The organism is Rhizobium sp. Root1204 (assembly GCF_001424965.1).
Taxonomy (GTDB): Bacteria; Pseudomonadota; Alphaproteobacteria; order Rhizobiales; family Rhizobiaceae; genus Pararhizobium.
Window position 1 is genome coordinate 118,953 of record NZ_LMCZ01000012.1, and the last position, 23,608, is coordinate 142,560.

Annotated in this window: 23 protein-coding genes and 1 tRNA gene; 9 read left to right on the forward strand and 15 right to left on the reverse strand. The window is 58.3% G+C overall.

Annotation, left to right across the window (positions count from 1 at the left end; translation table 11 throughout):
* Window positions 1-67 precede the first annotated feature (67 nt).
* From ASC96_RS13685 to rpoZ, 9 genes are all read right to left on the reverse strand, one after another.
* Window positions 68-1,066: a glutathione S-transferase family protein gene (locus ASC96_RS13685; RefSeq protein ID WP_060503604.1), complete on the reverse strand. Its 999-nt coding sequence runs from the start codon at window positions 1,064-1,066 to the stop codon at window positions 68-70.
* Window positions 1,067-1,229: 163 nt separating this feature from the next.
* Window positions 1,230-2,162, reverse strand: coding sequence for a GTPase Era (gene era, locus ASC96_RS13690; protein ID WP_060503605.1), 933 nt, complete (start codon window positions 2,160-2,162; stop codon window positions 1,230-1,232).
* 111 nt (window positions 2,163-2,273) lie between these two features.
* The gene (gene rnc / locus ASC96_RS13695; RefSeq protein WP_060503606.1) at window positions 2,274-2,990 is read right to left on the reverse strand and encodes a ribonuclease III; all 717 of its coding nucleotides are present in this window, start codon (window positions 2,988-2,990) and stop codon (window positions 2,274-2,276) included.
* Window positions 2,987-3,733 carry a signal peptidase I gene (lepB, locus tag ASC96_RS13700; protein WP_060503607.1) on the reverse strand — a complete coding sequence of 249 codons (747 nt, stop codon included), beginning with the start codon at window positions 3,731-3,733 and terminating at the stop codon, window positions 2,987-2,989. Before lepB ends, rnc begins: the two co-directional genes overlap by 4 nt.
* A gap of 188 nt (window positions 3,734-3,921) precedes the next feature.
* Window positions 3,922-4,329 carry a holo-ACP synthase gene (acpS, locus tag ASC96_RS13705; protein WP_060503608.1) on the reverse strand — a complete coding sequence of 136 codons (408 nt, stop codon included), beginning with the start codon at window positions 4,327-4,329 and terminating at the stop codon, window positions 3,922-3,924.
* Between the two features lie 77 nt (window positions 4,330-4,406).
* Window positions 4,407-5,036: a DUF2062 domain-containing protein gene (locus tag ASC96_RS13710; protein ID WP_244482031.1), complete on the reverse strand. Its 630-nt coding sequence runs from the start codon at window positions 5,034-5,036 to the stop codon at window positions 4,407-4,409.
* 161 nt (window positions 5,037-5,197) lie between these two features.
* Window positions 5,198-5,350 carry a DUF3563 domain-containing protein gene (locus tag ASC96_RS31695; RefSeq protein WP_081928008.1) on the reverse strand — a complete coding sequence of 51 codons (153 nt, stop codon included), beginning with the start codon at window positions 5,348-5,350 and terminating at the stop codon, window positions 5,198-5,200.
* 292 nt (window positions 5,351-5,642) lie between these two features.
* The gene (locus tag ASC96_RS13720) at window positions 5,643-7,865 is read right to left on the reverse strand and encodes a bifunctional (p)ppGpp synthetase/guanosine-3',5'-bis(diphosphate) 3'-pyrophosphohydrolase (protein ID WP_060503610.1); all 2,223 of its coding nucleotides are present in this window, start codon (window positions 7,863-7,865) and stop codon (window positions 5,643-5,645) included.
* 158 nt (window positions 7,866-8,023) lie between these two features.
* Window positions 8,024-8,431: a DNA-directed RNA polymerase subunit omega gene (gene rpoZ / locus ASC96_RS13725; RefSeq protein WP_060503611.1), complete on the reverse strand. Its 408-nt coding sequence runs from the start codon at window positions 8,429-8,431 to the stop codon at window positions 8,024-8,026.
* 584 nt (window positions 8,432-9,015) lie between these two features.
* Here rpoZ and ASC96_RS13730 point away from each other — a divergent pair.
* A complete protein-coding gene (locus ASC96_RS13730; RefSeq protein WP_060503612.1) occupies window positions 9,016-9,597 on the forward strand; it encodes an NYN domain-containing protein in 582 nt (193 codons plus the stop codon).
* Window positions 9,598-9,654: 57 nt separating this feature from the next.
* Here the strand turns inward: ASC96_RS13730 and smpB are convergent, their stop codons facing one another.
* Window positions 9,655-10,131, reverse strand: a complete 477-nt coding sequence (smpB, locus tag ASC96_RS13735) for an SsrA-binding protein SmpB (protein WP_060503613.1) — start codon at window positions 10,129-10,131, stop codon at window positions 9,655-9,657.
* Window positions 10,131-11,015 carry a 4-hydroxy-tetrahydrodipicolinate synthase gene (dapA, locus tag ASC96_RS13740; RefSeq protein ID WP_060503614.1) on the reverse strand — a complete coding sequence of 295 codons (885 nt, stop codon included), beginning with the start codon at window positions 11,013-11,015 and terminating at the stop codon, window positions 10,131-10,133. Before dapA ends, smpB begins: the two co-directional genes overlap by 1 nt.
* Window positions 11,016-11,314: 299 nt before the next feature.
* Between dapA and ASC96_RS13745 the strand changes: the two genes are divergently transcribed.
* Together ASC96_RS13745 and ASC96_RS13750 are read left to right on the forward strand one after the other, a co-directional pair.
* Window positions 11,315-13,387, forward strand: a complete 2,073-nt coding sequence (locus ASC96_RS13745) for a lytic transglycosylase domain-containing protein (protein WP_060503615.1) — start codon at window positions 11,315-11,317, stop codon at window positions 13,385-13,387.
* A gap of 127 nt (window positions 13,388-13,514) precedes the next feature.
* A complete protein-coding gene (locus tag ASC96_RS13750) occupies window positions 13,515-14,411 on the forward strand; it encodes an alpha/beta hydrolase (RefSeq protein ID WP_060503616.1) in 897 nt (298 codons plus the stop codon).
* A gap of 110 nt (window positions 14,412-14,521) precedes the next feature.
* Here the strand turns inward: ASC96_RS13750 and ASC96_RS13755 are convergent, their stop codons facing one another.
* Window positions 14,522-15,565 carry a porin gene (locus ASC96_RS13755; RefSeq protein WP_060503617.1) on the reverse strand — a complete coding sequence of 348 codons (1,044 nt, stop codon included), beginning with the start codon at window positions 15,563-15,565 and terminating at the stop codon, window positions 14,522-14,524.
* Between the two features lie 858 nt (window positions 15,566-16,423).
* A tRNA-Ser gene (locus tag ASC96_RS13760) sits at window positions 16,424-16,513 on the reverse strand.
* A 355-nt stretch (window positions 16,514-16,868) separates the two neighbouring features.
* On the opposite strand from ASC96_RS13760, the gene ASC96_RS13765 reads away from it, so the two are divergent.
* Window positions 16,869-17,048: a hypothetical protein gene (locus tag ASC96_RS13765; protein WP_060503618.1), complete on the forward strand. Its 180-nt coding sequence runs from the start codon at window positions 16,869-16,871 to the stop codon at window positions 17,046-17,048.
* A gap of 88 nt (window positions 17,049-17,136) precedes the next feature.
* On the opposite strand, the gene ASC96_RS13770 is transcribed toward ASC96_RS13765, so the two are convergent.
* Entirely contained in the window at window positions 17,137-19,359 is a 2,223-nt protein-coding gene (locus ASC96_RS13770) for a caspase family protein (RefSeq protein ID WP_060503619.1), read from the reverse strand.
* Window positions 19,360-19,689: 330 nt separating this feature from the next.
* Here ASC96_RS13770 and ASC96_RS13775 point away from each other — a divergent pair, with 330 nt between their 5' ends.
* From ASC96_RS13775 to ASC96_RS13790, 4 genes are all read left to right on the forward strand, one after another.
* A complete protein-coding gene (locus ASC96_RS13775; protein ID WP_060503620.1) occupies window positions 19,690-20,046 on the forward strand; it encodes a PilZ domain-containing protein in 357 nt (118 codons plus the stop codon).
* Between the two features lie 97 nt (window positions 20,047-20,143).
* Window positions 20,144-20,557 carry a DUF2177 family protein gene (locus ASC96_RS13780; protein WP_060503621.1) on the forward strand — a complete coding sequence of 138 codons (414 nt, stop codon included), beginning with the start codon at window positions 20,144-20,146 and terminating at the stop codon, window positions 20,555-20,557.
* A 136-nt stretch (window positions 20,558-20,693) separates the two neighbouring features.
* Window positions 20,694-21,128: a PilZ domain-containing protein gene (locus ASC96_RS13785; protein ID WP_244482033.1), complete on the forward strand. Its 435-nt coding sequence runs from the start codon at window positions 20,694-20,696 to the stop codon at window positions 21,126-21,128.
* A 141-nt stretch (window positions 21,129-21,269) separates the two neighbouring features.
* Entirely contained in the window at window positions 21,270-22,391 is a 1,122-nt protein-coding gene (locus ASC96_RS13790; RefSeq protein WP_060503622.1) for a pyridoxal phosphate-dependent aminotransferase, read from the forward strand.
* Between the two features lie 61 nt (window positions 22,392-22,452).
* On the opposite strand, the gene ASC96_RS13795 is transcribed toward ASC96_RS13790, so the two are convergent.
* Window positions 22,453-22,719 carry a sel1 repeat family protein gene (locus tag ASC96_RS13795; RefSeq protein WP_060503623.1) on the reverse strand — a complete coding sequence of 89 codons (267 nt, stop codon included), beginning with the start codon at window positions 22,717-22,719 and terminating at the stop codon, window positions 22,453-22,455.
* 539 nt (window positions 22,720-23,258) lie between these two features.
* On the opposite strand from ASC96_RS13795, the gene ASC96_RS13800 reads away from it, so the two are divergent.
* Window positions 23,259-23,600, forward strand: a complete 342-nt coding sequence (locus tag ASC96_RS13800; protein WP_060503817.1) for a DUF2147 domain-containing protein — start codon at window positions 23,259-23,261, stop codon at window positions 23,598-23,600.
* Window positions 23,601-23,608: the final 8 nt, after the last annotated feature.

The following is a 23,608-nucleotide window of genomic DNA, read 5'->3' on the forward strand; positions in this document are numbered from 1 at the left end:
TGTTTTACAGCCGTGCAATGCCGGCGCTGGTCCCTCAAGAATTTATTTGCTTAGCAAATCCCGTGGATCATATGGACATCACGCCCTGCCCCGGCAACCGTGCCCGATCATGCGGCCGGTCAAGATCAAGCAGCGGACCGAGCGGCACGATCTTCGTTGGGTTGATATGCACAATGGAGTAATAGCCCCGCTTGATATGATCGATCCGTGCCGTCTCGCGGATGCCCGGCCATTGATAGATCTCGCGCAGGTAGTTCGACAGGTTCGGATAGTCTTCCAGGCGGCGCAGATTGCACTTGAAGGCACCGAAATAGGCGGCATCGAAGCGGATCAACGTGACGAACAGCCGGATGTCGACTTCGGTGAAAAAGGCACCGGCGACGTAGCGATTGGCAGAAAGATGCGCTTCCAGCGTATCCAGCATATCGAACAGGCTGGTCACGGCCTCTTCATAAGCACCCTGCATCTTGGCAAAGCCTGCCCGGTAGACGCCATTGTTGACCCGTTCATAGATTGGCGCATTCCAGCGGTCGATCGAGGGGCGCAAGCTCTCCGGATAGAAATCCCGAGTGTTGCCTGTCAGGTGATTGAAGGCGGTGTTGAGAATGCGGATAATATCGGCGGACTCGTTGTTGACGATGCGGCCTTCCTTGCGATCCCAGAGCACCGGCACGGAGACCTTGCCGGTATAGTGTGGATCTGACGCAGTATAGAGTTCGTGCTGGTAGCGGATCTTTGCAGTGCGCGGGCCGGCGTCCTGCGGTGCGGCATAGGTCCAGCCGTTTTCACCCAGCTCCGGTTCCGAGATCGACACGGAAATGATGTTCTGCAAGCCTTTGAGACTGCGCATCATCAGCGTGCGCGAGGCCCAGGGGCAGATGAAGGCGACGAAAAGCTGATAACGGCCTGCCTCTGCGGGCAATGCCGGCTGGCCGTCAGGCCCCGGCGCGCCATCCGGCGTGATCCAGTTGCGGAAACTGGTCGGCTCACGATGAAAGGCGCCGTTCTTCATCTCGCTGGCGGCGACATCGCCGGTTTCCCACTTTCCATCGACCAGCTGCGGCATCGTCCAAATCCTCACGCGCCCGGAAACGCCGGGACATCAAACTCACCTTCAGATCTCATGCGCCCGCGCGACGGGCAAGACTGTGGTTGTGCGACAGACTGTTCGATGATCCGGTCCGGATACGAAAAGGCGCCGTTTCCAGCGCCCTCGTCCTACCTTGATCTTACTTCGGGAATTCCAGCCCCATCTCGCGGAAGCGCTCGGGATCGTCGCCCCAGTTTTCGCGGACCTTGACGAACAGGAACAGGTGCACTGGCTGTTCGAGGATTTCCGACAGCTCCTTGCGGGACGCCATCGAGATGGCCTTGATCGCATCGCCGTTCTTGCCGAGCGCAATCTTTTTCTGGCTGTCGCGCTCGACATAGATGACCTGCTCGATGCGCACCGAGCCGTCCTTGCGCTCTTCCCACTTTTCCGTCTCGACATGCGACGAATAGGGCAGTTCCTGGTGCAGCCGCAGGAACAGCTTTTCGCGGGTGATTTCGGCGGCGAGCTGGCGCATCGGCAGATCGGAAATCTGGTCTTCCGGATAATACCAGGGACCTTCCGGAAGCTTCATGGCGAGATAGTCGAGCACGTCGTCACAGCCCGAGCCGTTCAGTGCCGAGATCATGAAGGTGCGCTCGAAATCGACATATTCGTTGGCGGCGGTCGCCAGCTTCAACAGATCTTCGCGCGATACCTGGTCGATCTTGTTGAGGACCAGCATCTTCGGCTGCTCGACTTCCTTCAGACCGTTCAGGATGGTTTCGGCATCGCCCTTCAGCCCGCGTTCGCTGTCGATCAGCATCATGATCGCATCGGCATCCTTGGCACCGCCCCAGGCGGTCGTGACCATGGCGCGGTCGAGGCGGCGGCGCGGCTTGAAGATGCCGGGCGTGTCCATGAAGACGATCTGGGCGTTCTTGTGGATGGCGATGCCGCGCACGATGGCGCGCGTCGTCTGTACCTTGTGGCTGACGATCGACACCTTGGCGCCGACCAGCTTGTTGACCAGCGTCGACTTGCCGGCATTGGTGGCACCGATCAGGGCGACGAAACCTGAGCGGGTCGGGCCTTTTTCGGTTTCTACTGCGGTTGGTTCTGTTTCGCTCATGATGTCCGTAATTTCCGATTGAGCGACCGGGCGCCGCTGAGGCGCGCAGGATCGCAAGTGTCTGTCAAAAGATTGCCTGATCTTTCGGGAGGAACCGTACCTCCGGACAGATCAGGCCGTCGTCGCTTTCTTCCAGACGCCTTCGCGCTCCAGAATTTTCGTGGCAGCCACCTGTTCGGCGGCGCGCTTGGACCGGTCGATGCCCGTTTCAGGACCGATACCGGGTATTTCGACCGTCACCGTGAAGCGCGGGTCGTGATCCGGGCCGGAGCGATCGTCGATACGGTAGTTTGGCGTCACGCCGAATTTGGCGTGTGCCCATTCCTGCAATTCGGTCTTGGCATCGCGCCGCGCGCCATCGACACGGCTTGCCCGTGACGACCAGTGGCGCTGAATGAAACCACGCGCAGCCTCCAGCCCGCCGTCGAGATAGATCGCCGCGATCAGCGACTCTACCACATCGGCGCGCACATTGAGCATCGATTTTCCGGTGAGCTTCTTCACGTCGGCACCGGTGCGGATGAACAGGTGCAGCGACAGCGTATCGGCGACAAGCGCACAGCTGTCTGCGCTTACGAGCTGGTTCAAGCGAACCGAAAGTTCGCCCTCATCGGCATCCTTGAAAGTATCGAACAGCAGTTCGGCGACGCAGAGCCCAAGCACGCGGTCGCCGAGAAACTCCAACCGTTCATAGTTGGAGCCCTTGGCATTGCGGGCGCTGGCATGAGTCAGCGCCCGGTCGAGCCGTTCCTTCTGGACAAAGCTGTAGCCGATCGCAGTCTCAAGCCGCTGCCGGTCTTCGGTGTTCAGAGAACGGCCCTTGCTCATTCTACGCCCTTGAAAAGACGGTCGTAGCGCAGGTTGGTCGGCCACTTCCAGATTTCGCGGAACGAAGTGTCGTTGCCCAGCGAGAAGAAGATCATCGAGGCGCGGCCGATCAGGTTCTGCGCCGGGACGAAGCCGACGTCGAAACGGCTGTCTGCCGAGTTGTCGCGGTTGTCGCCCATCATGAAGTAATGACCTTCGGGAACGATGAATTCGCGGGTGTTGTCGCCGCGCGAATCCGGAAACTGGTCGAGCGTGTCGAAGCTGACGCCGTTGTCGAGCGTTTCGCGGTAGACCGGAACGTCGGCACCGGTGTCGTACTGGTCGTCGGCCCGGAACATGCCGTCCGGAACGCGCTGAACGGCCTTGTCATTGACGTAGAGAATGCTGTCGCGAACCTGGACCTTGTCGCCCGGCAGACCGATCAGGCGCTTGATGTAGTCGATGTCCGGATTTGGCGGGAAGCGGAACACCACGACATCGCCGCGCGCCGGCTCACTGGCGAAGATGCGGCCTTCAAACAGGTCGGGCGAAAATGGCAGGGAGTATTTCGAATAGCCATAGGCGAACTTGTTGACGAAGATATAGTCCCCGACCAGGAGCGTCGGCATCATCGAGCCGGACGGGATGGTAAACGGCTGGAAAAAGACGGTGCGGATCACCACGGCCAAGAGAAGCGCCTGGATGATGACCTTGACGTTCTCCCAAAGGCCGCCGCCCTGCTTCTTGTCGATATTTTCTGCCACGCCACTTGTTCCTTGATCTGATTCCGCGCGCGCTGCAAAGCGGGCGGGTATATTGTATGGGGTCCGTATGCTGCCGGGTCATTCGATTGGAGGCTGCCTGACGCAAATGGTCCGCGGCGCCGTCCTTTCAAATGAACTTGAGGCAGATCATACGGTCCACGTCATCCGGACATGCTCTAAACGCTTCCTCAATCTTGAGCAACGGGCAGAGCCTCAATTATGACGAAGGCCTGCGCCAGCGGGAAATCGTCCGTGATGGTCAGATGAATGACGCCGCGATGGGCGGCCGGCAGCATTGCGGCAAGCCGCTCGGCAGCACCACCGGTGAGTTGCATCGTTGGCTTGCCACCCGGCAAGTTGACAACGCCCATGTCCTTCCAGAAAACCCCCTGCGCCAAACCGGTACCGAGCGCCTTGGAACAGGCTTCCTTGGCGGCAAACCGCTTGGCATAGGATTCGGCGCGGTTCTTGCGGCCTTCCGATTTGCGGATCTCGACATCGGTGAAACAGCGATGAGTGAACCGCTCGCCAAAACGCTCCAGCGAACTGGCGATACGCCGGATGTCGATCAGGTCACTGCCGATGCCGATAATCATCGAAATGAAAATACCTTAGTGAGAGTGTGACAAGAGCAAACGATAAGCCCTCTGCCAAGTTAAAAATTTGTCAGAAATCAAACATCGTCGGCCCAGGCGACGGCCCGTGCGCGCATTTTGCTGAGACGGCGGACCTGCCGGCGCGACTGGAACAGTCTGGCGGCATAAAAAGCAGCAACGTAAAAGACGGCAGCGCTTGCGGCAGCAAGCGGCAACGAGCCGACCAGCATCGGCTTGAGCACCGGCCCCCACAAATGGGAAAGTTCGAGATGCCGCAGCATGTGGAGGATATCCTGGCCGGCCATCGCACCGTTGCCCTCCGTCCCGAGCATGATCAGGCCAAGTTCGTAGGTCGCCGCCAGGATGAACGGAATGGTCAGGGGATTGGCCAGCGCAGTCGAAATGCCGGCCGCAATCATGTTGCCGGACAGGAGATAGGCGAACGCCAGGGCGATGAGAATGTGAAAACCGACAAACGGGGTTGCCGAAGAGGCCGCACCGGCAGCGACGCCGAGCGCGATCGAATGGGGCGACGACGAGAGCCTGAGCACACGCATCGACAGATAACGCAGCCCACGCGAAAAACCTTTTCGCGGCCACAGAAACTCACGGAGCTTTCCCGACCAGGTCGCCGGCTTCTTGCGTCTGAACAACATAATGCTCTGATAGACGATGCGGATATGGCTGTTCAATGGCAGCGGCAGCAAAATCAGCTTTTCCGGCGCCGCAAATGCTAACAGCCTGAGACTGGCTGGCGCCGGTGATGGCCGATGGGCCGTGTATCGTGCACAGTGAGCAAATCCGCTATACGCTACATGCATAGGTCCCGGCAGCCTGACGATGCAGGCAGCCGGACAAGGGCATCTTTTTAGAACGAGTTGCGGAACAGGCCACGGTCAATCTGACGCTGACGGTATTCCAGGTCGATCCGGTCGAGCGAACCATTGAGATAGCTCAGTTCACGGTCTTCGACGGACGGGACGCGCAGGGCGTTGGTGATCTTCTTCAGTTGCTTAAACATGGTAAACCTTCTTTCGTTTACCTCCCGACGCTGAAGATAGTGGAACCACCCCTTTTTCACCAGAGCCACAAAAAGACGGCAGCCATGCACAGAACGCATGACCTGCACCTTTTCGCCCCAGAGAATGCACAATCAAACGGCAATTGCCACCAAGCCGTGCGTAACTACTGGCGATCATGGCGAAATATCGGCATGACCTTGCGCCCGCCCTCGAACCATGCGGACGCGGCTGTGAGCCGAGCATCATTTCAGCCCTGTGCACGGATGACAAAGCAATGCCGCCAGGGCGGCATTACTCGAAGACGCGCTTGACCGTCGAAACGCTTGGCAGATCGCGAATCTGGGTGATCAGGTGGTTGAGCTGGCGAAGATCCCAAACCTCGATATCCAGCTGAAACTCGCTGAAATCGGTCGCCACCTGCCCCATCGACAGGGTGCGAATGTTGATATCGCTGGTGGCAACCGCCTGGGCGATCTCGGCCAGTGTGCCCGGTTCGTTGAGCGCATTGATCTGAATGCGCGCCATGAAGCGGGTGTTGTTGGCCTCGTCGAGATCCCAGCGCACATCGATCCAGCGCTCCGATTCCTCGTCGAACTTCTGCAGGCTCGGCGACTGGATCGGATAGATGGTGATACCCTTATCCTTCTCCATGATACCGACGATCCGATCGCCAGGGACAGCCCCGGACGCGCTGAAATGCACCTCGGCATTGCCCGAAAGACCACGGATCGGCAGAGCCTCCGGCCCCTCGCCGTCGAGGACGTCGAACATGTCCTTCGGGCGCCCCGGCAATTTGAAGACCATGCCGGCGGCGCTGCGCATATTAAACCAGCCCTCATCATTCGGCTTGAGCGTGACGCGCTCATCCTGATGGTCGGGATAGACGGCCCTCAGCACATCGAGCGACGACAGTTCGCCACGGCCGACGGCGGCAATGGCGTCCTCGATCTCCTTGTGGCCGAGCCGGTGCAGGACCGGCTTCATACCCTCGCGGGTAAACTGTTTGCCGGCCCGCTCGAACGTGCGCTCGAGGATGCGGTAGCCGAGACCGGAATATTGCTTTCTGACGGCCGCACGGGTGGCGCGCCGGATGGCGGCACGCGCCTTGCCGGTCACGACGATCTCTTCCCAGGCCGGCGGCGGCACCTGGATGCCGGAGCGGACGATCTCCACCTCGTCACCATTGTTCAGCCGCGTGACCAGAGGCATGATCCGGCCGTTGATCTTGGCGCCGACGCAGGTATCGCCGATATTGGTGTGAACCGCATAGGCAAAGTCGATCGGTGTTGCGCCGCGCGGCAGAGCGATGAGCTGGCCCTTCGGCGTGAAGCAGAAGACCTGATCCTGGAATAGTTCGAGCTTGGTGTGTTCGAGAAACTCTTCCGGATTATCGCCTTCGGCCAACGACTCGATCGTCCGGCGCAGCCAGGAATAGGCGTTCGATTTCGGCGAAAGCTTCACCTCGCCCACCGGCTCGATGCTATCCTTGTAGAGCGTATGGGCAGCGATACCGTATTCGGCGATCTCGTGCATCAGCCGTGTGCGGATTTGCAGCTCGATACGCTGACGGGACGGGCCGACAATGGTCGTGTGGATCGACTGGTAATCGTTCTGCTTCGGCGTCGAGATATAGTCCTTGAACCGGCCCGGAACAACGCGCCAGCGCGTGTGGACGATCCCGAGCGCCCGGTAGCAGTCCGGTATATCGGCAACGATGATCCGAAAACCCCAGACGTCCGAAAGCTGTTCGAAGGACAATGACTTCGACTGCATCTTTTTGAAGACGGAATAGGGTTTCTTCTGCCGTCCCTTGACCATCGTGCCGGTCAGGCCCCTCGCCTGAAGCAGTTCGTCCAGCTCGGCCTCGATCTTCTTGATCAGACCCTCATTGCGGGTCGACAGTTCCTCAAGGCGGCGGGTTACCGTTTCGAAGGCTTCCGGATTGATATGGCGGAAGGAGAGGTTTTCCAGTTCCTCGCGCATGTCCTGCATGCCCATGCGGCCGGCAAGCGGCGCATAGATATCCATCGTCTCCTCGGAAATCCGGGCACGCTTTTCCGCCGACATATGATCGAGGGTGCGCATGTTATGCAGCCGGTCGGCGAGCTTGACGAGAAGGACGCGCACGTCGTCGGAAATCGCGAGAAGCAGCTTGCGCAGGTTCTCGGCCTGCTTGGCCTTCTTGGTGACAAGATCGAGCTTCTTGATCTTGGTCAGACCTTCAACCAGCGCGCCGATGTCTTCGCCGAAGAGATCATCGATCTCGGCCCGCGTCGCGGTCGTATCCTCGATCGTGTCATGCAGAAGCGCGACCGCGATGGTCGATTCATCGAGATGCATCTCGGTGAGGATCGCGGCAACTTCGAGAGGATGGGAAACATAGGGGTCGCCGCTTGCCCGCTTCTGCTGGCCATGTTTCTGCATGGCGTAAACATAGGCCTTATTGAGGAGTGCCTCGTTTACATCGGGCTTGTATTTTTGAACGCGCTCAACGAGCTCGTATTGGCGCATCATCCGCTAGGGACTCCAGGAGGGATCCGGAAAACAAAAAGTGCGCCAATCATAGGAGTGGCGCACTGCTTTGCAAATACCGGTGTCACGCGAATTCCGAATGAAAACGCGGCATTGCGTCAGAGCGTCGCGCCCAACCCAAGGCCGGGCACGCCATTGGCTCAATAATCGTCACTTTTTTCCGGCGGAACGAGGCCTTCGATACCAGCCAGAAGCTCCTCTTCCGACATGCGGTCGAAGGTGACGGCCTCAGGCTGATCGTCTTCGGCCGACTGGTCGGCAAACACGGAAGCAGCATCGCCGCTGATCATCGAAGCCGGATCGGGCTCAGGCTCATCGACTTCGACATGCTTCTGCAGCGAATGGATCAGGTCTTCCTTGAGGTCGCCGGGCGACAGCGTTTCGTCAGCGATTTCGCGCAGGGCCACGACCGGGTTTTTGTCGTTATCGCGATCGATGGTGATCGCTGCACCCTGCGAGATCAGGCGGGCGCGGTGGCTTGCCAGAAGCACGAGCTCAAAACGGTTATCGACTTTGTCGATGCAATCTTCAACGGTGACGCGGGCCATGCCTGTCCTTTGGATCTCAGGAGCGCAGCTAAAAACATGGATGCCGTGAGAGGCCCCGTTGCTGCGCCGATTAACAACACCGGAACCCGTCCAGCCGTCGGCTTGACGGTATGCGCGGCTCCGATTTCAGGAATTACCCTGCCCGATACAATCAAAACCGCATAAATTCAAGTTTTTCCTGCAATGCGAAAAAAGATATCCAAAAATCCGCCCAGCCACAGCTGCCGGAACAAAAATGCTATCTGGTAACCACTCCCAATCGATTGGCTTTGACATCTGCTTAAATGATGATTGAATATCGCTAAACCCTGATGTGCCATGGAGAAATTGACATTTGCGCCGATGACGCCCGGCCCCGCCCATCAGAAAAAAAATCTAAACATTTCTGGATATCTCATATTTTTAGCAAAAAACTGCGAGATATAGCTATTCCAAGCGGAATTTTCTTAGACTAAAGCGAATGCTGGCTTAGAAAGCTAGAATATGATGAAATCTTAATGTATTCGAGTTGTTCTGCGGCCGGGAACATTATCGCTCGCTCAGGTTGAAATCAAAAACATTGAGACAACAAAAAAGGAATTACGATGTTCGACCCACGCGAAAAAATCGCGCTCTTCATCGATGGGGCCAATCTTTACGCCGCGTCGAAAAGCCTTGGTTTCGACATTGATTATCGCAAGCTTCTCAAAGCCTTCCAGAAGCGCGGCTATCTGCTTCGGGCGTATTATTACACGGCGCTGATCGAGGATCAGGAATACTCATCGATCCGGCCACTGATCGATTGGCTAGACTATAACGGTTACAAGGTTGTGACAAAGCCGGCCAAGGAGTTTACCGATTCTCTCGGCCGCCGGAAGATCAAGGGCAACATGGACATCGAACTGGCCATCGATGCGATGGAACAGTCCGAAACAGTTGATCATCTGGTGATCTTTTCCGGCGATGGCGATTTCACCACGCTGGTGGAAGCACTGCAGCGCAAGGGGCGCAAGGTCTCCGTCGTCTCTACCATGTCGACCCAGCCACCAATGATCGCCGACGACCTACGCCGCCAGGCAGATCACTTCATCGAACTTGTCAGCCTGAAAGCCGAAGTCGGGCGCGACCCCTCGGAACGCCCCGTCCGGGTGGCGGCCGAACCGGTCCATGACGAAATCCACGACTAAAAAAGAACCGGCTGATCGCAGCCGGTCCTTTTTTCAATCCCAACGCCGCTTTGTGATCTAATGGTCCTTCAGCAACCGGCTCTTCTGCCGGTTCCAGTCGCGTTCCTTTTCGCTTTCGCGCTTGTCGTGCAGCTTCTTGCCCTTGCCCAGCGCCAGTTCCAGCTTAGCCCTGCCCTGATCATTGAAATAGATCTTGAGCGGGATGAGCGTCATGCCGTCGCGGTTGATCGCGCTTTGCAGCCGGTGCGCCTCACGCTTCGACAGCAGGAGCTTGCGCCGGCGGCGCGGCTCGTGGTTGAAGCGGTTGGCCTGCAGATATTCCGGCAAGTACGAATTGATCAACCACATCTCGCCGCCCTCGTCCGTGGCGTAGGACTCGGCGATGTTGGCCTTGCCTTCGCGCAGCGACTTCACCTCGGTGCCGGTCAGAACCAGACCGGCCTCGTAGGTATCGATGATCTCGTAGTTGAAGCGGGCCTTCCGGTTTTCCGCGACAACTTTCTTGACCACACGCTGGCTGCCCTTCGGTGCCATCAGTTCATCAGCCCCGCATGGCGCAGCGCTGCGTCGATGGCAGCCTCGGTTGCCGGCTCCAGCGTCGACAGAAGCGGCGAACGCACGGTGCGGCTCATCTGGCGCAGGCAGTTGAGCGCATATTTGGCACCGCACAGGCCCGGCTCCATGAAGATCGCCTTATGCAGCGGCATCAGCTTATCCTGATAATCGAGCGCCTTGGCGTAATCACCGGCTAGAGTGGCCTCCTGGAATTCGGCACAGAGGCGCGGCGCCACATTGGCCGTGACCGAGATGCAGCCGACGCCGCCATGCGCGTTGAAACCAAGGGCCGTTGCGTCCTCGCCGGAAAGCTGGACGAAGCCTGCGCCGCAGGACAGGCGCTGCTCGGAGACGCGCTCGATCTTGCCGGTCGCATCCTTGACGCCGATGATCGACGGATAGGCCTTGTGCAAGGCAGCCATCGTTTCGACGCTCATATCCACGACGGAGCGGCCGGGAATGTTGTAAATGACAACCGGCAGTTTCACGCTTTCGGCAACAGCTGCAAAATGGGCGAAAAGCCCCTTCTGGGTCGGCTTGTTGTAATAAGGCGTCACGACCAGAACGGCATCTGCCCCCGCCTTTTCGGCGTGCTGAGCCAACTCGATAGCCTCTGTCGTGTTGTTGGAGCCGGCACCTGCGATCACCGGGACGCGCTTGGCCGCGGTTTCGATGCACAATTCCACCACGCGTTTATGCTCGGCATGCGACAGGGTGGGCGATTCACCGGTGGTGCCGACCGGCACCAGACCGTGACTGCCTTCGCTGATCTGCCATTCGACATGCGCGGCAAAGCTATCCGTGTCCACAGCGCCGGAGGCGGTGAACGGGGTGACGAGTGCGGGAATGGATCCCTTGAACATGCACGACTCCTGACGGCCGGGGAGCTTGAAACCAACCCACGCTTTAGCCGCATTTCATGGTTAGAAAACTGGCGCACCTTAATCATGTGCAGTGCCTGCGGCAAGCACTCTATCGCGCCATTCGTTGCCGGCTCCCGTCAATTACGCTGGCATCAACGGCGGTTTTACGCATTTCGGGGCTCGCCCAACCGCGAGAACAGGCCGACCGATATTTATGGGATTGAATGGAAGCGGGTAACCTTTCGTTAACAATTGCGTCGCCAAATGAGAGAATGTCAGGGGCAAGCGTGGGGTTCTGGATGCGTGGGCAGATTTTACGCCGCATGATTGCGATGCTCGGCGCGTCGGCAGTGCTTTTTTCAGCGGTGACCGTTTCGGCGCAAGGCCTTCCGGTCCCACTGCCCCGGTCAAAGCCGGAGACGCTGGTAAAGGCCGGACGGGTGCCCTCCTCTGAAGTCACAGGCTCCATCATTTCCGCCACCGCCTCGATACCGGTCAACTCGAACCTGAAAGCCGGGCTGGACGCACTCTCCAACAGAGATGCGGCGAAGGCTATCGTGGCGCGAAACGCCATGACCCAAGGCACGCTCGACCGCCACATTCTCACCTGGGCGATCGCCACCTCGGGTCAGAAAGGCGTGCCTTCCTATGAAATCGCCGCTGCGCAGCAGGAATTGAAGGGCTGGCCGGGGCTTGGCGCACTGCGTGCCAATTCCGAGCGTGCGCTCTATCGGGAAAACCCGGCAGCCGCTGATGTGCTCTCCGCCTTTGGCACGACACGGCCGGAGACGGCGGATGGGACCATCATTCTTGCCCGGGCCCTGCAACAGACCGGCAACATGAATGCGGCAGCGAAGTTGCTACGAGGCCTATGGCTGAAAGATGCCCTCGACAAGGACAACGAGACCCGGATTCTCGCAGAATTTCCGGGCCTCCTGACAACCGCTGACCACAAACAGCGCATGGAAATGTTGCTCTATCGCGGCCGCCTCGACCAGGCATCCCGCTTCAGCGACCTCGGCAAGGCGCAATCGCTGTATCGCGCCTGGGTCGCGACGGCCAAGAAGGCCGATAACGCGGCGGCACTGATTGCAGCCGTCGACCGGTCCTGGGCCAACGAACCGGCCTACCTGTTTATCCGGGTCGAATACCTGCGCAAGCAGGAGAAATATGAAGAGGCAGCCAAGCTTCTAGCCGGCCTGCCGAAAGACAAGGACGCGCTGGTCAATCCGGGCGAATGGTGGGTTGAACAACGGATCATCAGCCGGGGCCTGCTCGACCAGGGTAAGTTCAAGGCTGCCTATGCAATCGCCGCAAACAATTCCGCCGCCAACCCGGCCGATATCGTCGATGCGGAATTCCATGCCGGCTGGTATGCGCTGCGCGGACTGAAGGACGCAACAACCGCAACGCAGCACTTTCAACGCATCCTGAAAGCATCTAATAGACCTATTTCGGTTTCGCGGGCCTGGTACTGGATGGGCCGCGCAGCTGAAGCAGGCGGCCCCGGCGATGCAAAAGAGTATTTTGCCAAGGCCGCAACGCTTTCTGGGACATTTTACGGGCAGCTTGCCGCAGCCCGGCTTGGCCGCACGGGGCTGAATGTTACCTACCCATCACCGACGGCCGAGGATCGCGGGCGGTTCGAGGGGCGCGAGGCAGTTCAGGCTATCGCGCGGCTGGAACAGGCAGGGCATGCGTGGCGGGCCGACAATCTCTACCGCGCGCTGGCCGAGGAGCTGACCAGCCCGGGAGAACTTGCCATCCTTTCAGCCCGCGCGGAAAAAGCCGGAGGGCACCAGTTGTCGCTGCAGATCGGCAAACTCGCCTTCGGCCGGGGCATCGACGTCGCAGCCCTCGCCTTCCCGATCGGCGTCATTCCGGCAAATGCCAATATCAGTGGCGCGGGCAAGGCTTTGGCCTATGCGATTGCCCGCCAGGAAAGCGCCTTCAACCCGGCAGCCATCTCGCCGGCCAATGCACGCGGATTGCTTCAGATCCTGCCCGGCACCGCCAAGGGCGTCGCCGGGCGGCACGGCCTTGCCTATTCCCAGGAGCGGCTGACGACGGATACCGCCTATAATGCCACGCTCGGCGCGCATTATCTTGGCGAACAGATCGATGATTTCGGTGGCTCCTATATCCTCACCTTCATCGCCTATAATGCCGGCCCCCGGCGCGTACCGGACTGGATAAACCGGTACGGCGACCCGCGCGGCAAATCGATCGACGACGTCGTCGACTGGATCGAGCGAATTCCATTTGCCGAAACCCGAAATTATGTGCAACGGGTGATGGAAAACTATCAGGTCTACAAGTCCCGGCTCGGGCAGACAGCAGATATAGTACAGGATCTGCGCGTGGGCCGCTGACAACAGTCCTTTTGTTCACCTGCCAGAAACAGCACCCGGATTGCCGGCGGATATAAACCCGCCGCCCCTCTTCCGGGACTGCCCTGATGAGCTATGCTTCTCCCGACAATCAGCAACGGGAGAGATCGTGACAAGCGCCACCAAGACGAGTTTTCAAGAACTCCGGTTTTCAACCAGCGACGGATTACAGCTCTATGCCCGCGACTATGGCAATGGCGATCCACGAACGGCAGGAACGCTTCCGATCGTCTGCCTGCCTGGGCTCAGCCGCAACAGCCGCGATTTTCATCTTCTGGCAATGCGGCTCTCAACTCACCCCGAAAACCCGCACCGCGTCATTGCGCTCGACTATCGAGGCCGCGGATTTTCAGATTGGGACACAGATAAAAGCCGCTATCAGCTGCCGGTGGAGGCCGAAGACGTTCTGTGTGCGTGCGCCGCTTTCGATGTAACGCGCGCCATTTTCATTGGCACGTCCCGCGGCGGTCTGATCCTTCATCTTCTTGCTGCGATGCGCCCGGCCCTGCTGGCAGCCATCGTCCTCAACGACATCGGGCCAGTCATCGAAATTGCCGGTCTGCTACAGATTCGACGGTATCTGGAGGCGCAACCGACGTTGCACTCCTGGGACGAGGCAGTCGAAAGCTTGAAAAGAGTGCATGGCCCGGCCTTCCCGTCCCTGGAAGAGCCAGACTGGAGGGATATGGCGGATGCCATCTTCCGTGACAAGGACGGTATGATCGTCGCCGATTTCGACCCGGCCCTGATCGAGCCACTGAAAAACTTGGATGCAGATATGCCGGTTCCTGATCTCTGGGCGCTTTATCAAGGTTTTCAGACAATGCCCCTGATGGCCATCCGGGGTGAGAATTCCAGCATTCTGTCACGCGCAACCTTCGCGGAGATGGCAAAACGGCATCCACATATGACGCTGGTCAATGCCGTGGGACAAGGACACGCGCCGCTTCTGCATCGCCCAGATTTGCTTGACGAAATCACGGCGTTCATCGGCAGGATTTTGTAAAGGCGCCGATTACGCGAATGGCGGTTAAAAGGCCAAGGCCAGGTAAACCGTAAAACGGAAAAAGCCCGGTCTTTCGACCGGGCTTTCCATCACTGATATGAAATCAGAGATTAGAAGTCGCGCTGCAGACGGAGGAAGCCGGAGACTTCGTCGCCGCCAATGCCGTAACGACGGGAGTCGTCTACGTCCTGGTACTGAACCGTTGCGAGGGTCTTCAGACCGTCGGTGATCTGGTAGCCAGCCGTCAGGCCTACACGCCAAGCGTCAACACCGTTGATGAAAGCGTAGTCGCCGAAGTACTGAGCAGCCGGAGTGATGGTCAGCTTGTCAGTTGCCTTGAATTCATACGAGGCAGCAACGGTCCATTCGGATTCGTTGTAGTATACGTTCGGGTCAGAAGCCCAGACGCCTGCCAGGTTGAATGTGCCAGCACCGAGTTCAGCGGAGATGATAGCGCGGATAGCGCCTTCTTCGCGTTCAGTGTCGTAAGCGCCGAGCAGGGTAGCTGTTACGCCACCAACCGAGCCGGACAGCATGGCAGCAACGCCGAGGCCGTTGTCTTCACGACCGAAGTCGTTCGGCAGACCCATCGGCAGGCCCTTTACGCGGCCAATGCCTTCGATTTCGTCAACCGAGAGACCGGCCTTGAATGCGCCGCCATCGTAGGTGTACGAGATCGAGTTGAACAGGGTGTTGGTTGCAAGAGCGTCGGTTTCGCCGGCGATGCCGTCGTCCCACCAGCTGTAGTAGTAGCCGAACTTGAAGCCAGCGATCGCGATCGAAGCTGTGTCAAGGAAGGTCGAGCCGCCGTTTACAGAGCTGTCAGCATTGGTCTGCAGAACGATGGTGCTTTCGAGCGTGCCAAGTTCAGTGTCGTTCTTGGCGTCGAACTGCAGCTGGCCACGTGTGAACGTATCCCAGTCAGACGTGCCCGAACGGTCACGACCGAAGTTGGTCTGGAAACGGACGTAACCGCCGATCTTCAGGCAGGTTTCCGTGCCCGGGATGTAGAAGTAGCCAGTGCCGAAAGCGTCGCAAACGCGAACGTATTCCATTGGTTCCGGCTCAGCAGCAACGATTGCGTCAGCTGCCTGGGCGCCGGATACTGCTGCGAGAGCTGCAGCGGAGCCGAGAAGAAGGCTCTTGATGTTCATTTCTGACCTCCAGTCAAAAGTTTCAAACAGGTCTGGGTATTATACTGAAGGACAGTATTCCCTGCCCCATCCCCAACATTTAAGAAGTCGGACGATCAACCGCCCTTGCTTCCGGAGTTGAAAATACAAGACGGGACCGCTGGCGCAATCACCAACTTGCGAGTTCGTCATGTTTGGCCCGCCCTTCCCCCTGCGCTGTTGCTGAAACGACACAAAAACGCCCCAAGCGGCCGGAAGTTATTAACAAGACGTTAAGAAAACCCTTTATTCATCGGGACTTAGCTGCACCCTTCGCGGTGCGATCCGTATCATAACGGGGCGAAAATGGGGCGAAACGGCTGTGCGCAGCCGGATTCGCGGCACGGTCCACGAGGCGCTTCGACGGCCGCTACACCAATCGCGGACAGTCGAGAACCGGAATCATGGTGTCATTCGATGAGATCAGCGGCACGATTCGGAGAATCATTAATGCGGGGAGCCCGCCGGCACGATTCGTATGTTCCTGACGAACAATCAAACTGCGCATGCCAATTTATTGCGTAGGCCGTCCTGACCACCGATCGGATATCGACCTCGCCGTGGAGCAGACAAGAGACATCAAAGAGCTGCGTAACCAGAATCGATTGCCGCTGACCAAAAGGGAGAGTTGAGCACCTGTCGTACTCGCCCCGTCAGCGAAGACTGGAGGGAGCCATTCCGGCGTCGCGATCAGCAAGCCGCACCTAAACCCGCGAGAGGATGAAATGGAGCCAGGCTCTTTGGAACCGGAAAAACGGCAAGGTGCGATTTGGAACTGATTTCCGGCGCAGCAATTGATGCGGGCCGATGTGCGTGCCAAAAATCGAGCTTAAGATCTGATGGCGGAGAAGATGGGATTCGAACCCACGATACCCTTCCGGGTATACTCCCTTAGCAGGGGAGCGCCTTCGACCACTCGGCCACCTCTCCGTTAGCGCCTGACTAGAGTCAGGAGCCTTTCATTGCAAGGAGTTTTTGCGGTTTCCCGCGACAAAGTTGTTTTTCCATGCCCGTTTCAGGACATGATGGACCGCAAACTCGCTTGATGAGCAACGCACCGGCCATATGAAATGTCCAGCACTTCCGTTCCCGCAAGCTACAGCAACAGCTACGGTGGGGACAGTGGCGTCCGCCGGGATGATGCGACTGCCGAGGGAGAAGGCTTACATCATTGCCGATTGCCCGATGCGGGACTGTTGCGCTAATTCATGTCTCTATAAAGATCATTAAAGCCATTCCGCCGTCATCATGCGGGCGGCATGCAACAACAGGTTCGGAATCCATCATGAGCAATGACAGCAAACCGGAAACCAAGGTGACGATCGAAAAGCTGCGCAACGGGCGGTGGGCTTTCGTGCTCAAGCGCGGCACGGTCGTCTATCCAGCCCACGGCCAGTTCTCCAACCAGATCGAGGCCATCGCCGCCGGACAGGCCGCACTCAGGGCGCTGGAAAGCAACCGCTAAGCCGATCTGCTTACTCCTTACATAAAGGGCCGGACCTGTCTCACAGGTCCGGCCCTTTATGTTTCCTGTCATTTCCGCTGCCGGCACCTCAGCTCTTTTTCGCCAGCCGGTCGATCGCGTTCTGTGTGGCGGCACCGAAATCACCATCCAGTGGGCCGCTGTAATAGCCGCGATCCTTGAGCAACGCCTGGATTTCCTTGCGGAAGGCGGGCGTGAAATTATCCGGGGATGTCTTCAGTTCTTCAAGTTTGGCCGGATCGCCGCCCTCGACGCTGGCCGCAGCCCAGCGCACTGCCTCTTTTGGATCCGCCTTCGTACCCAACCCCCAGTCATAGAGGCGGCTCAGATTGCCCATGGCATAAGCGCTTCCGGCGTTGGACGCCATTTCATACCAGTTGCGAGCCTGCGCATAGTCCTGCGGCACGGCCTTGCCGTCATCATAGAACCAGCCGAGCAGTGCCATCGAATAGGCGTCGCCGACATTGGCTGCCTTTTCGTACCAGACCTTTGCCTGGGTATAATCCTGTGGCGTGCCGAGACCATTCTGATAGGCCCAACCGAGCGACGACATCGCATTGGCATCGCCGCCTTCGGCCGCCTTCTGGTACCAGGAGAGCGACTGGTCGAGATCTTTTTCAACCCCGTTGCCCTCGCGATAGAACCAGCCAAGGGTCGCCATGGCATTGGCGTAGCCCTGATTGGCCGAGAGTTGGTACCATTTCAGCGATTCCGCGTAATCCTGCGGAACGCTGCCATAGCCATCGCGATAGAGCCAGCCGAGCGATGCCTGGGCGTAGGAATTGCCGTTATTGGCGGCGTGCTCGAACATTTCCTTGCCCTTGTCGACATCGACGGGACCATCGGTGCCGTAGATCGAGAACCAGGCGAGGTTCGTCAGTCCATACATATTGCCGCCGTCGGCTGCCTTTTGATAGTTGCTGCGGGCATCGACGTAATTGCGCCCGGCGTCCTGGGCACGGCCGAGCATGTTGACGAGCATCATATCGTCGGGGTTTTCGTTGACCGCCTGGGCGCAGGCGGTGAGCGCGCGCGCCGAATCGATCTTGAGGAAATTGACGCCGAGGAAGCCAGGCATCGATTGCGGTTCGCCGGCGAGCAGATAGCAATCACGCGAAGCCTGCGTATCCTTGCCTGTCCGGGAAATATTCAAGCCCTTCTTCGGCTCGAGCGCCGCGATTTGGGTCTCCGCTTCCACTCTGTGCTTGCTGTCCGGATACCGTTCAACGAAACGGGTGAGCGCTGCTCCATCGGTCGACTGCTTGAGCGCCTCCCAGGCGATTTCATCCGGCGTCACCGCGGTCTGCGCTGCCTCATCCAGCAGCTTCAGCTTCTTTTCCGCCAGCATCTTGTAGACCGGATCAGTGCCATGCTTGGCCAAAAACACCTCGATCAGGTCTTTATCGGCAAGATCGCGGATATTCTGCCAGTCCGCCGCCGCAGCAGACTGGCCGTTCGGCGAGACTTCCTGCGTGTTGCCGTTATTGGTGATGTTGATGTTCACTTCCTTGATATTGAGGAAGATCTGCGCGCCGCCGAGCGATCCATAGACGAACGGCTCCTGTTCGCGGTTGGTCGCCGTCACCACGTCATCACGAACCTTGCCGAGCGCGATGCGCACATCAACGCCGGGTTCGGTCAGATATTTCGCCAACGCTGTCGCAAACGGGCTGTTCTTTCCCTCTCCGTCCATCGCCACCGTACCGGCCTTCGAGGCGAAGGCCACCAGGAGGTCGGCCGATTCAGGCTCAACACGTGCCAGACCACGGCTGACGGCGCGGGTGGAGATCGAGCGGCTCATCGATTGTTCGAAGGGATTGTTGCGGCAGGCGTCGAGAATAACCAGTTTCAGACGTGTCGCGCCTTCCAGCGAGCGCTGCACGCGGTCGAGCGGGATTGCCTCGTCTTCGACATCCTTGTCGGTCTTCAGGCTGACATCGACCGGAAGCAGAAAGTTCTCGCCGTTCATCTCCATGCCGTGGCCGGAATAATAGATGATGGCGACATCAGCGCCGGCGGCAGTGTCCTCGAAGTCGCGCAGTGCACGGACCATCGAGGCGCGGTCGAGATCGTGCACCGCCGTCACCATATCGAAACCCGCCTCTTCGAACGAAGCCTTCATCAACTCGACATCGTTGGCCGGGTTGTTCAGCTGCGATGTCGCCTCGTATTTCTCGTTTCCGATCAGAAGCGCGACGCGTTTTGCCGCTTCGGCAGAACCGGCCTGAAACACGACAACCGACAGCGCCAGAACGAAGATGGGCAGCCAGCCGTGGAAATAACGCTTGAACATGATTTTCCCCTCCGCGCTCGTGCAGTCTGCCGGGGTGTAATGCACCCTTTGAAACTGCGCAAACATGATCCCTGCTTCACCGGGTATTTTCGTTGCCGGCGCGCCTTGCATGAAAGTATTACGTATGGGCTGGTGGGTTTCAATGTCCGGTTTCAGGCTTTTTTTAAGCACGCACGAAGACGGAGTTGCGTGACCGCAAGCTCAGAGCAAGGATGGCGACGGAAACTGCGGCCATAGCAGCATGCGGCGTGGCGAAACGCAGCGCGAACCTGACCCAAAGTTCCAGCATCCAGCAAAACGGCGCGTAGCCGCAGATTTCCGGAGTTTCCCATGTCGATGGTGATGCATCTCGCCGAGGCAAAACCGGGTCAACTGACCACCAGCTACAAGCACTATTATATAGAGCGTCCGTGCCGCATCCTTGTGGTCGGGCAGCACCTGAAGACGAAGACGAAATATCAATGCCTGCTGCGCCATATCTCGATCGGCGGCGCCATGGTGGATTTCAACGCCAATATACTTTTGCCAAAACATTTCTTCCTGCAGATCGACGGCTTCCAGGAGGAGATCGGTTGCTCGCAGGTTCATCGGCACCGGAGCGAACTCGGCGTGCGCTTCAACATGCAGCTGGCGCCGGAATTCCTGAGCCGCCTGATTCGGCTGAACTTTACCAGTGGCCTGATCTGAAAGCGGGCCGCTGACCGCAAGGCTTCTCCTATTATCGCTCACCGGCAATCCAGACAGGGCTACCAGCCGTAGTAAGGGCGAAAGAGGATCGAGCGTCATGAAAACTGTTTTGATCGCCTACGCGGGAACGCTGGTGTCCCTGATGATTGCCGACGCCATCTGGCTGGGGCTGGTCGCAAGGGCATTCTATCGAGATCAGCTCGGCGAACTCATGCTGCCATCGCCAAATTTCGCCATCGCCTCGATTTTCTATGTGTTTTTCGCGATGGCCATCGTTCTCCTGGCCGTCCTGCCAGGAGTGCGGGCCAGCTCTCTCCTCACCGCGCTCGGATATGGTGCTGTTCTCGGCCTTGCTGCTTACGGCACCTACGACATTACCAATCTGGCGACATTGAAGGGCTGGCCGCCGATTGTCAGTCTGGTCGATATGGCCTGGGGAACCTTTGTCACCGCGTTTTCGGCAAGCTGTGGCCTGCTAACCTGCAGCTATCTTGCCGATCCGATGTCCTGATTCGTGACGCAGTGACCGGCAGAATGCATCAATTTCTACCCTCATTAAAACTTTAGGGAATGTTTTCAAAGGATTGCAATATCCCTGACCGATCCTGCATTCATCGCACACTGCCCTCATGAGGAGGATAAGAGCGGTGAACGCAAACGATGCGGCAGATGTGGATCAATCATCCAGGCCGATCGCTATCGAGGGAGTGACGATGCAGAACTCGACGATGTATTCGGTGGTCAGTTCCAAGCTGTACGAACAGCGTTTCGAACGTTTTGTGATCGGACAGGCCGGTACGTTGATGGCAGTCAAGCCTGGGCTCGGCGGCGTCTCGACCCGAACCTGCAAGATGACAGAGATTTCTCGCGGGGGCGCCAGCTTCGTCGTCAATACGACGATCGGCCTTCCCCAGCACTATTATCTGACCATCGTCGGAACCAAGAAGCGAATCGGCTGTGCTGAGGTCTACCGGCGCGACAACCGGATTCAGGTGCATTTCATCAAACCGATCGATGAGGAATTCCTGCATCAGATCGTCCGTTACGAATTCTTCACCGGCGGCGAAGTGAAGAAGCACTAGCACTAGCACTAGCGCCAGCGCCAATTCGAGCATGCCTTGCCAGGAATGTGGTCTCTCGCGCGATGGATTTGGTTTCCATGACTGCGAATCCTCGCTAATCTCCGCCACGATTTCATTCGTCGTCAGGCTCGATATTCAGCAATGTCCGCATTCTCCAGATTTACCCCGCTCGTCACCTCGCTTCCCTCCACCATTCCCTTTGTCGGGCCTGAAGCGATCGAGCGTCAGCGTGACCGCCCGATCGCAGCGCGAATCGGCGCCAATGAGAGCGGCTTTGGCCCGGCTCCATCGGTGCTGTCGGCGATGGCGGCGGCCGCCGCAGGGGTCTGGCAATATAATGACCCGGAAAATTTCGAGCTGAAGAAATCGCTTGCCGCCCATCTGGGTACCGGGGCGGAAAACATCGCCATCGGTGAAGGCATCGACGGCCTGCTCGGGCAGATCGTTCGCATGGTGATCGAGCCCGGAATGCCGGTTGTCACCTCGCTTGGCGGCTATCCTACATTCAATTTCCATGTCGCGGGGCATGGCGGCCGGCTGGTGACGGTTCCCTATGTCAACGACCGCGAAGATCTCGACGGGCTGCTGGCCGCCGTCAAACGCGAAAATGCGCCGTTGGTCTATTTCGCCAATCCCGACAACCCGATGGGCAGCTGGTGGGACGCAGACAGCGTTATTGCCTTCGCAAGAGCCTTGCCCGAGACCTGCCTTCTCATCCTCGACGAGGCCTATGGCGAAACCGCCCCGGCGGGCACCATTCCCCCGATCGCCTCATTGATCGACATGCCGAACATCGTCCGTACCCGGACCTTCTCCAAGGCTTATGGCTTGGCGGGAGCCCGTGTCGGGTATGTCATCGGTACGCCGGGAACCGCACAGGCCTTCGACAAGATCCGCAACCATTTCGGCATGAACAGGATCGGGACCGCTGCGGCTATCGCAGCGCTGGCGGACAAGGACTATCTGGCCGAGGTTCTGGAAAAAATTGCCGCCTCACGCGGCAGGATCGCCGAAATCGCTGATAGCAACGGACTGAAGCCCCTGCCTTCGGCAACGAATTTCGTGACGATTGATTGCGGCAAGGATGCCGTCTTTGCCCGCGCCATCGTTGACGGGCTTATGGCCGACCACGGCGTTTTCATCCGCATGCCGGGTGTTGCGCCCCTGAACCGTTGTATCCGCATCAGCACCGGGCCGGAGGCGGACATGGCGCTTCTGGAGGAAGCTTTGCCGAAAGTTCTGGAATCGCTCGGCAGGCAGTAGAAACCGCGCCCCATCTTCGGAGGTCTCGGTCCCTACCGCCTGTCGTCGATGCAATCCTGTTTCAATGCACTGTCATCCATTCGCGGGCGGCGCGCAGGGCCGTGGCGAGGTCGGTCTTGTTCATGGTCATCGCCAGATCGGCACGCAGCGCTGCTGCCCGGTCCGATCCCTTGATGGCCGCGATGTTCAGCCATTTGTGCGCGGCGACGAGATCGACATCGCAACCACGTCCGGTTGCATACATCAAGCCCATTTCACAAAAGACGTCCGCGCGGTTTTCGCCACCCATTGTGGCATCCGAAGCATTCTGAATGTCAAAGCGTGCCATTGTCTCTGTCCCTGTTTACCTGGTTTGTTACGTCGGTAGTCCCTGTTTTATCTGCCTTTTTGAGGCTCCTTTAAGGGGCCGCCGTCTTGTGCGGCTTTGGCCCCCTGAAGGATGTCGGCGGGGTGTTTTTCCCTGCTCGTCTTATGGGTCTGAATATGCAGCAGCGGTTTCAATACACGCTTAAAATGCATGATTAATGTGAGGCAAACAAAGTTCAAACGATTGGTAAACTTGGGTTTTTGTTAAACATCGGACTGACCGGAAACGCTGGCTTTTGCCTCAATCTTTACGGAAAATTCAGACGCCGATTTCAACCAATCGCTAACCACGCAAAACGGTCGCATGTTGGGCCTTGCGGAAAGAGACGGCGCAACAAGCCGCATTTTGCTCGATCCCTTCATCGCAAAACCAGTGACTTCCGTATTTACGTTTACGTCCGCGTAAGTTATTTTCCGGAAATTGAGCGGTGAGGAGACCGACTCTGACAACCTTTCGCCCGGAACCATCGGGTGTCCGGCGAATTTTACGGGAGGGACATGATGATTCGTACATTGATACTTGCGGTAGCCATGACAATGGCCACGGCAGCGTCCGGCTTCGCCGCCGAACCGATTGTCGGCAATTGGAAGACGGCCAGCGGCGAGACCGCCGTCATCACGTCCTGCGGCGGCAGCTATTGCATCACGTTGAAGACGGGCAAACATGCCGGCAAGCGCATCGGCAGCATGAGTGGCAGCGGCGACAGCTATTCCGGCGAGATCACTGATCCCGCCAACGACAAGACCTACAGTGGCAATGCATCGATCAGCGGCGCCTCGCTGAAAATGCAGGGCTGCGTTCTCAAGGTTCTCTGCAAGTCGCAGACCTGGACACGGATGTAATCAAGCTG

Coding starts and splice junctions, on each gene's coding strand:
- ASC96_RS13790 (WP_060503622.1), top strand. CDS start 21,270: ATGTCCGCATTCTCCAGATTTACCCCGCTCGTCACCTCGCTTCCCTCC.
- era (WP_060503605.1), bottom strand. CDS start 2,162: ATGAGCGAAACAGAACCAACCGCAGTAGAAACCGAAAAAGGCCCGACC.
- ASC96_RS13775 (WP_060503620.1), top strand. CDS start 19,690: ATGTCGATGGTGATGCATCTCGCCGAGGCAAAACCGGGTCAACTGACC.
- ASC96_RS13800 (WP_060503817.1), top strand. CDS start 23,259: ATGATTCGTACATTGATACTTGCGGTAGCCATGACAATGGCCACGGCA.
- dapA (WP_060503614.1), bottom strand. CDS start 11,015: ATGTTCAAGGGATCCATTCCCGCACTCGTCACCCCGTTCACCGCCTCC.
- ASC96_RS13720 (WP_060503610.1), bottom strand. CDS start 7,865: ATGATGCGCCAATACGAGCTCGTTGAGCGCGTTCAAAAATACAAGCCC.
- rpoZ (WP_060503611.1), bottom strand. CDS start 8,431: ATGGCCCGCGTCACCGTTGAAGATTGCATCGACAAAGTCGATAACCGT.
- ASC96_RS13755 (WP_060503617.1), bottom strand. CDS start 15,565: ATGAACATCAAGAGCCTTCTTCTCGGCTCCGCTGCAGCTCTCGCAGCA.
- ASC96_RS13765 (WP_060503618.1), top strand. CDS start 16,869: ATGAGCAATGACAGCAAACCGGAAACCAAGGTGACGATCGAAAAGCTG.
- ASC96_RS13685 (WP_060503604.1), bottom strand. CDS start 1,066: ATGCCGCAGCTGGTCGATGGAAAGTGGGAAACCGGCGATGTCGCCGCC.
- acpS (WP_060503608.1), bottom strand. CDS start 4,329: ATGATTATCGGCATCGGCAGTGACCTGATCGACATCCGGCGTATCGCC.
- ASC96_RS13770 (WP_060503619.1), bottom strand. CDS start 19,359: ATGTTCAAGCGTTATTTCCACGGCTGGCTGCCCATCTTCGTTCTGGCG.
- ASC96_RS13795 (WP_060503623.1), bottom strand. CDS start 22,719: ATGGCACGCTTTGACATTCAGAATGCTTCGGATGCCACAATGGGTGGC.
- ASC96_RS13780 (WP_060503621.1), top strand. CDS start 20,144: ATGAAAACTGTTTTGATCGCCTACGCGGGAACGCTGGTGTCCCTGATG.
- smpB (WP_060503613.1), bottom strand. CDS start 10,131: ATGGCACCGAAGGGCAGCCAGCGTGTGGTCAAGAAAGTTGTCGCGGAA.
- ASC96_RS31695 (WP_081928008.1), bottom strand. CDS start 5,350: ATGTTTAAGCAACTGAAGAAGATCACCAACGCCCTGCGCGTCCCGTCC.
- ASC96_RS13730 (WP_060503612.1), top strand. CDS start 9,016: ATGTTCGACCCACGCGAAAAAATCGCGCTCTTCATCGATGGGGCCAAT.
- ASC96_RS13745 (WP_060503615.1), top strand. CDS start 11,315: ATGCGTGGGCAGATTTTACGCCGCATGATTGCGATGCTCGGCGCGTCG.
- rnc (WP_060503606.1), bottom strand. CDS start 2,990: ATGAGCAAGGGCCGTTCTCTGAACACCGAAGACCGGCAGCGGCTTGAG.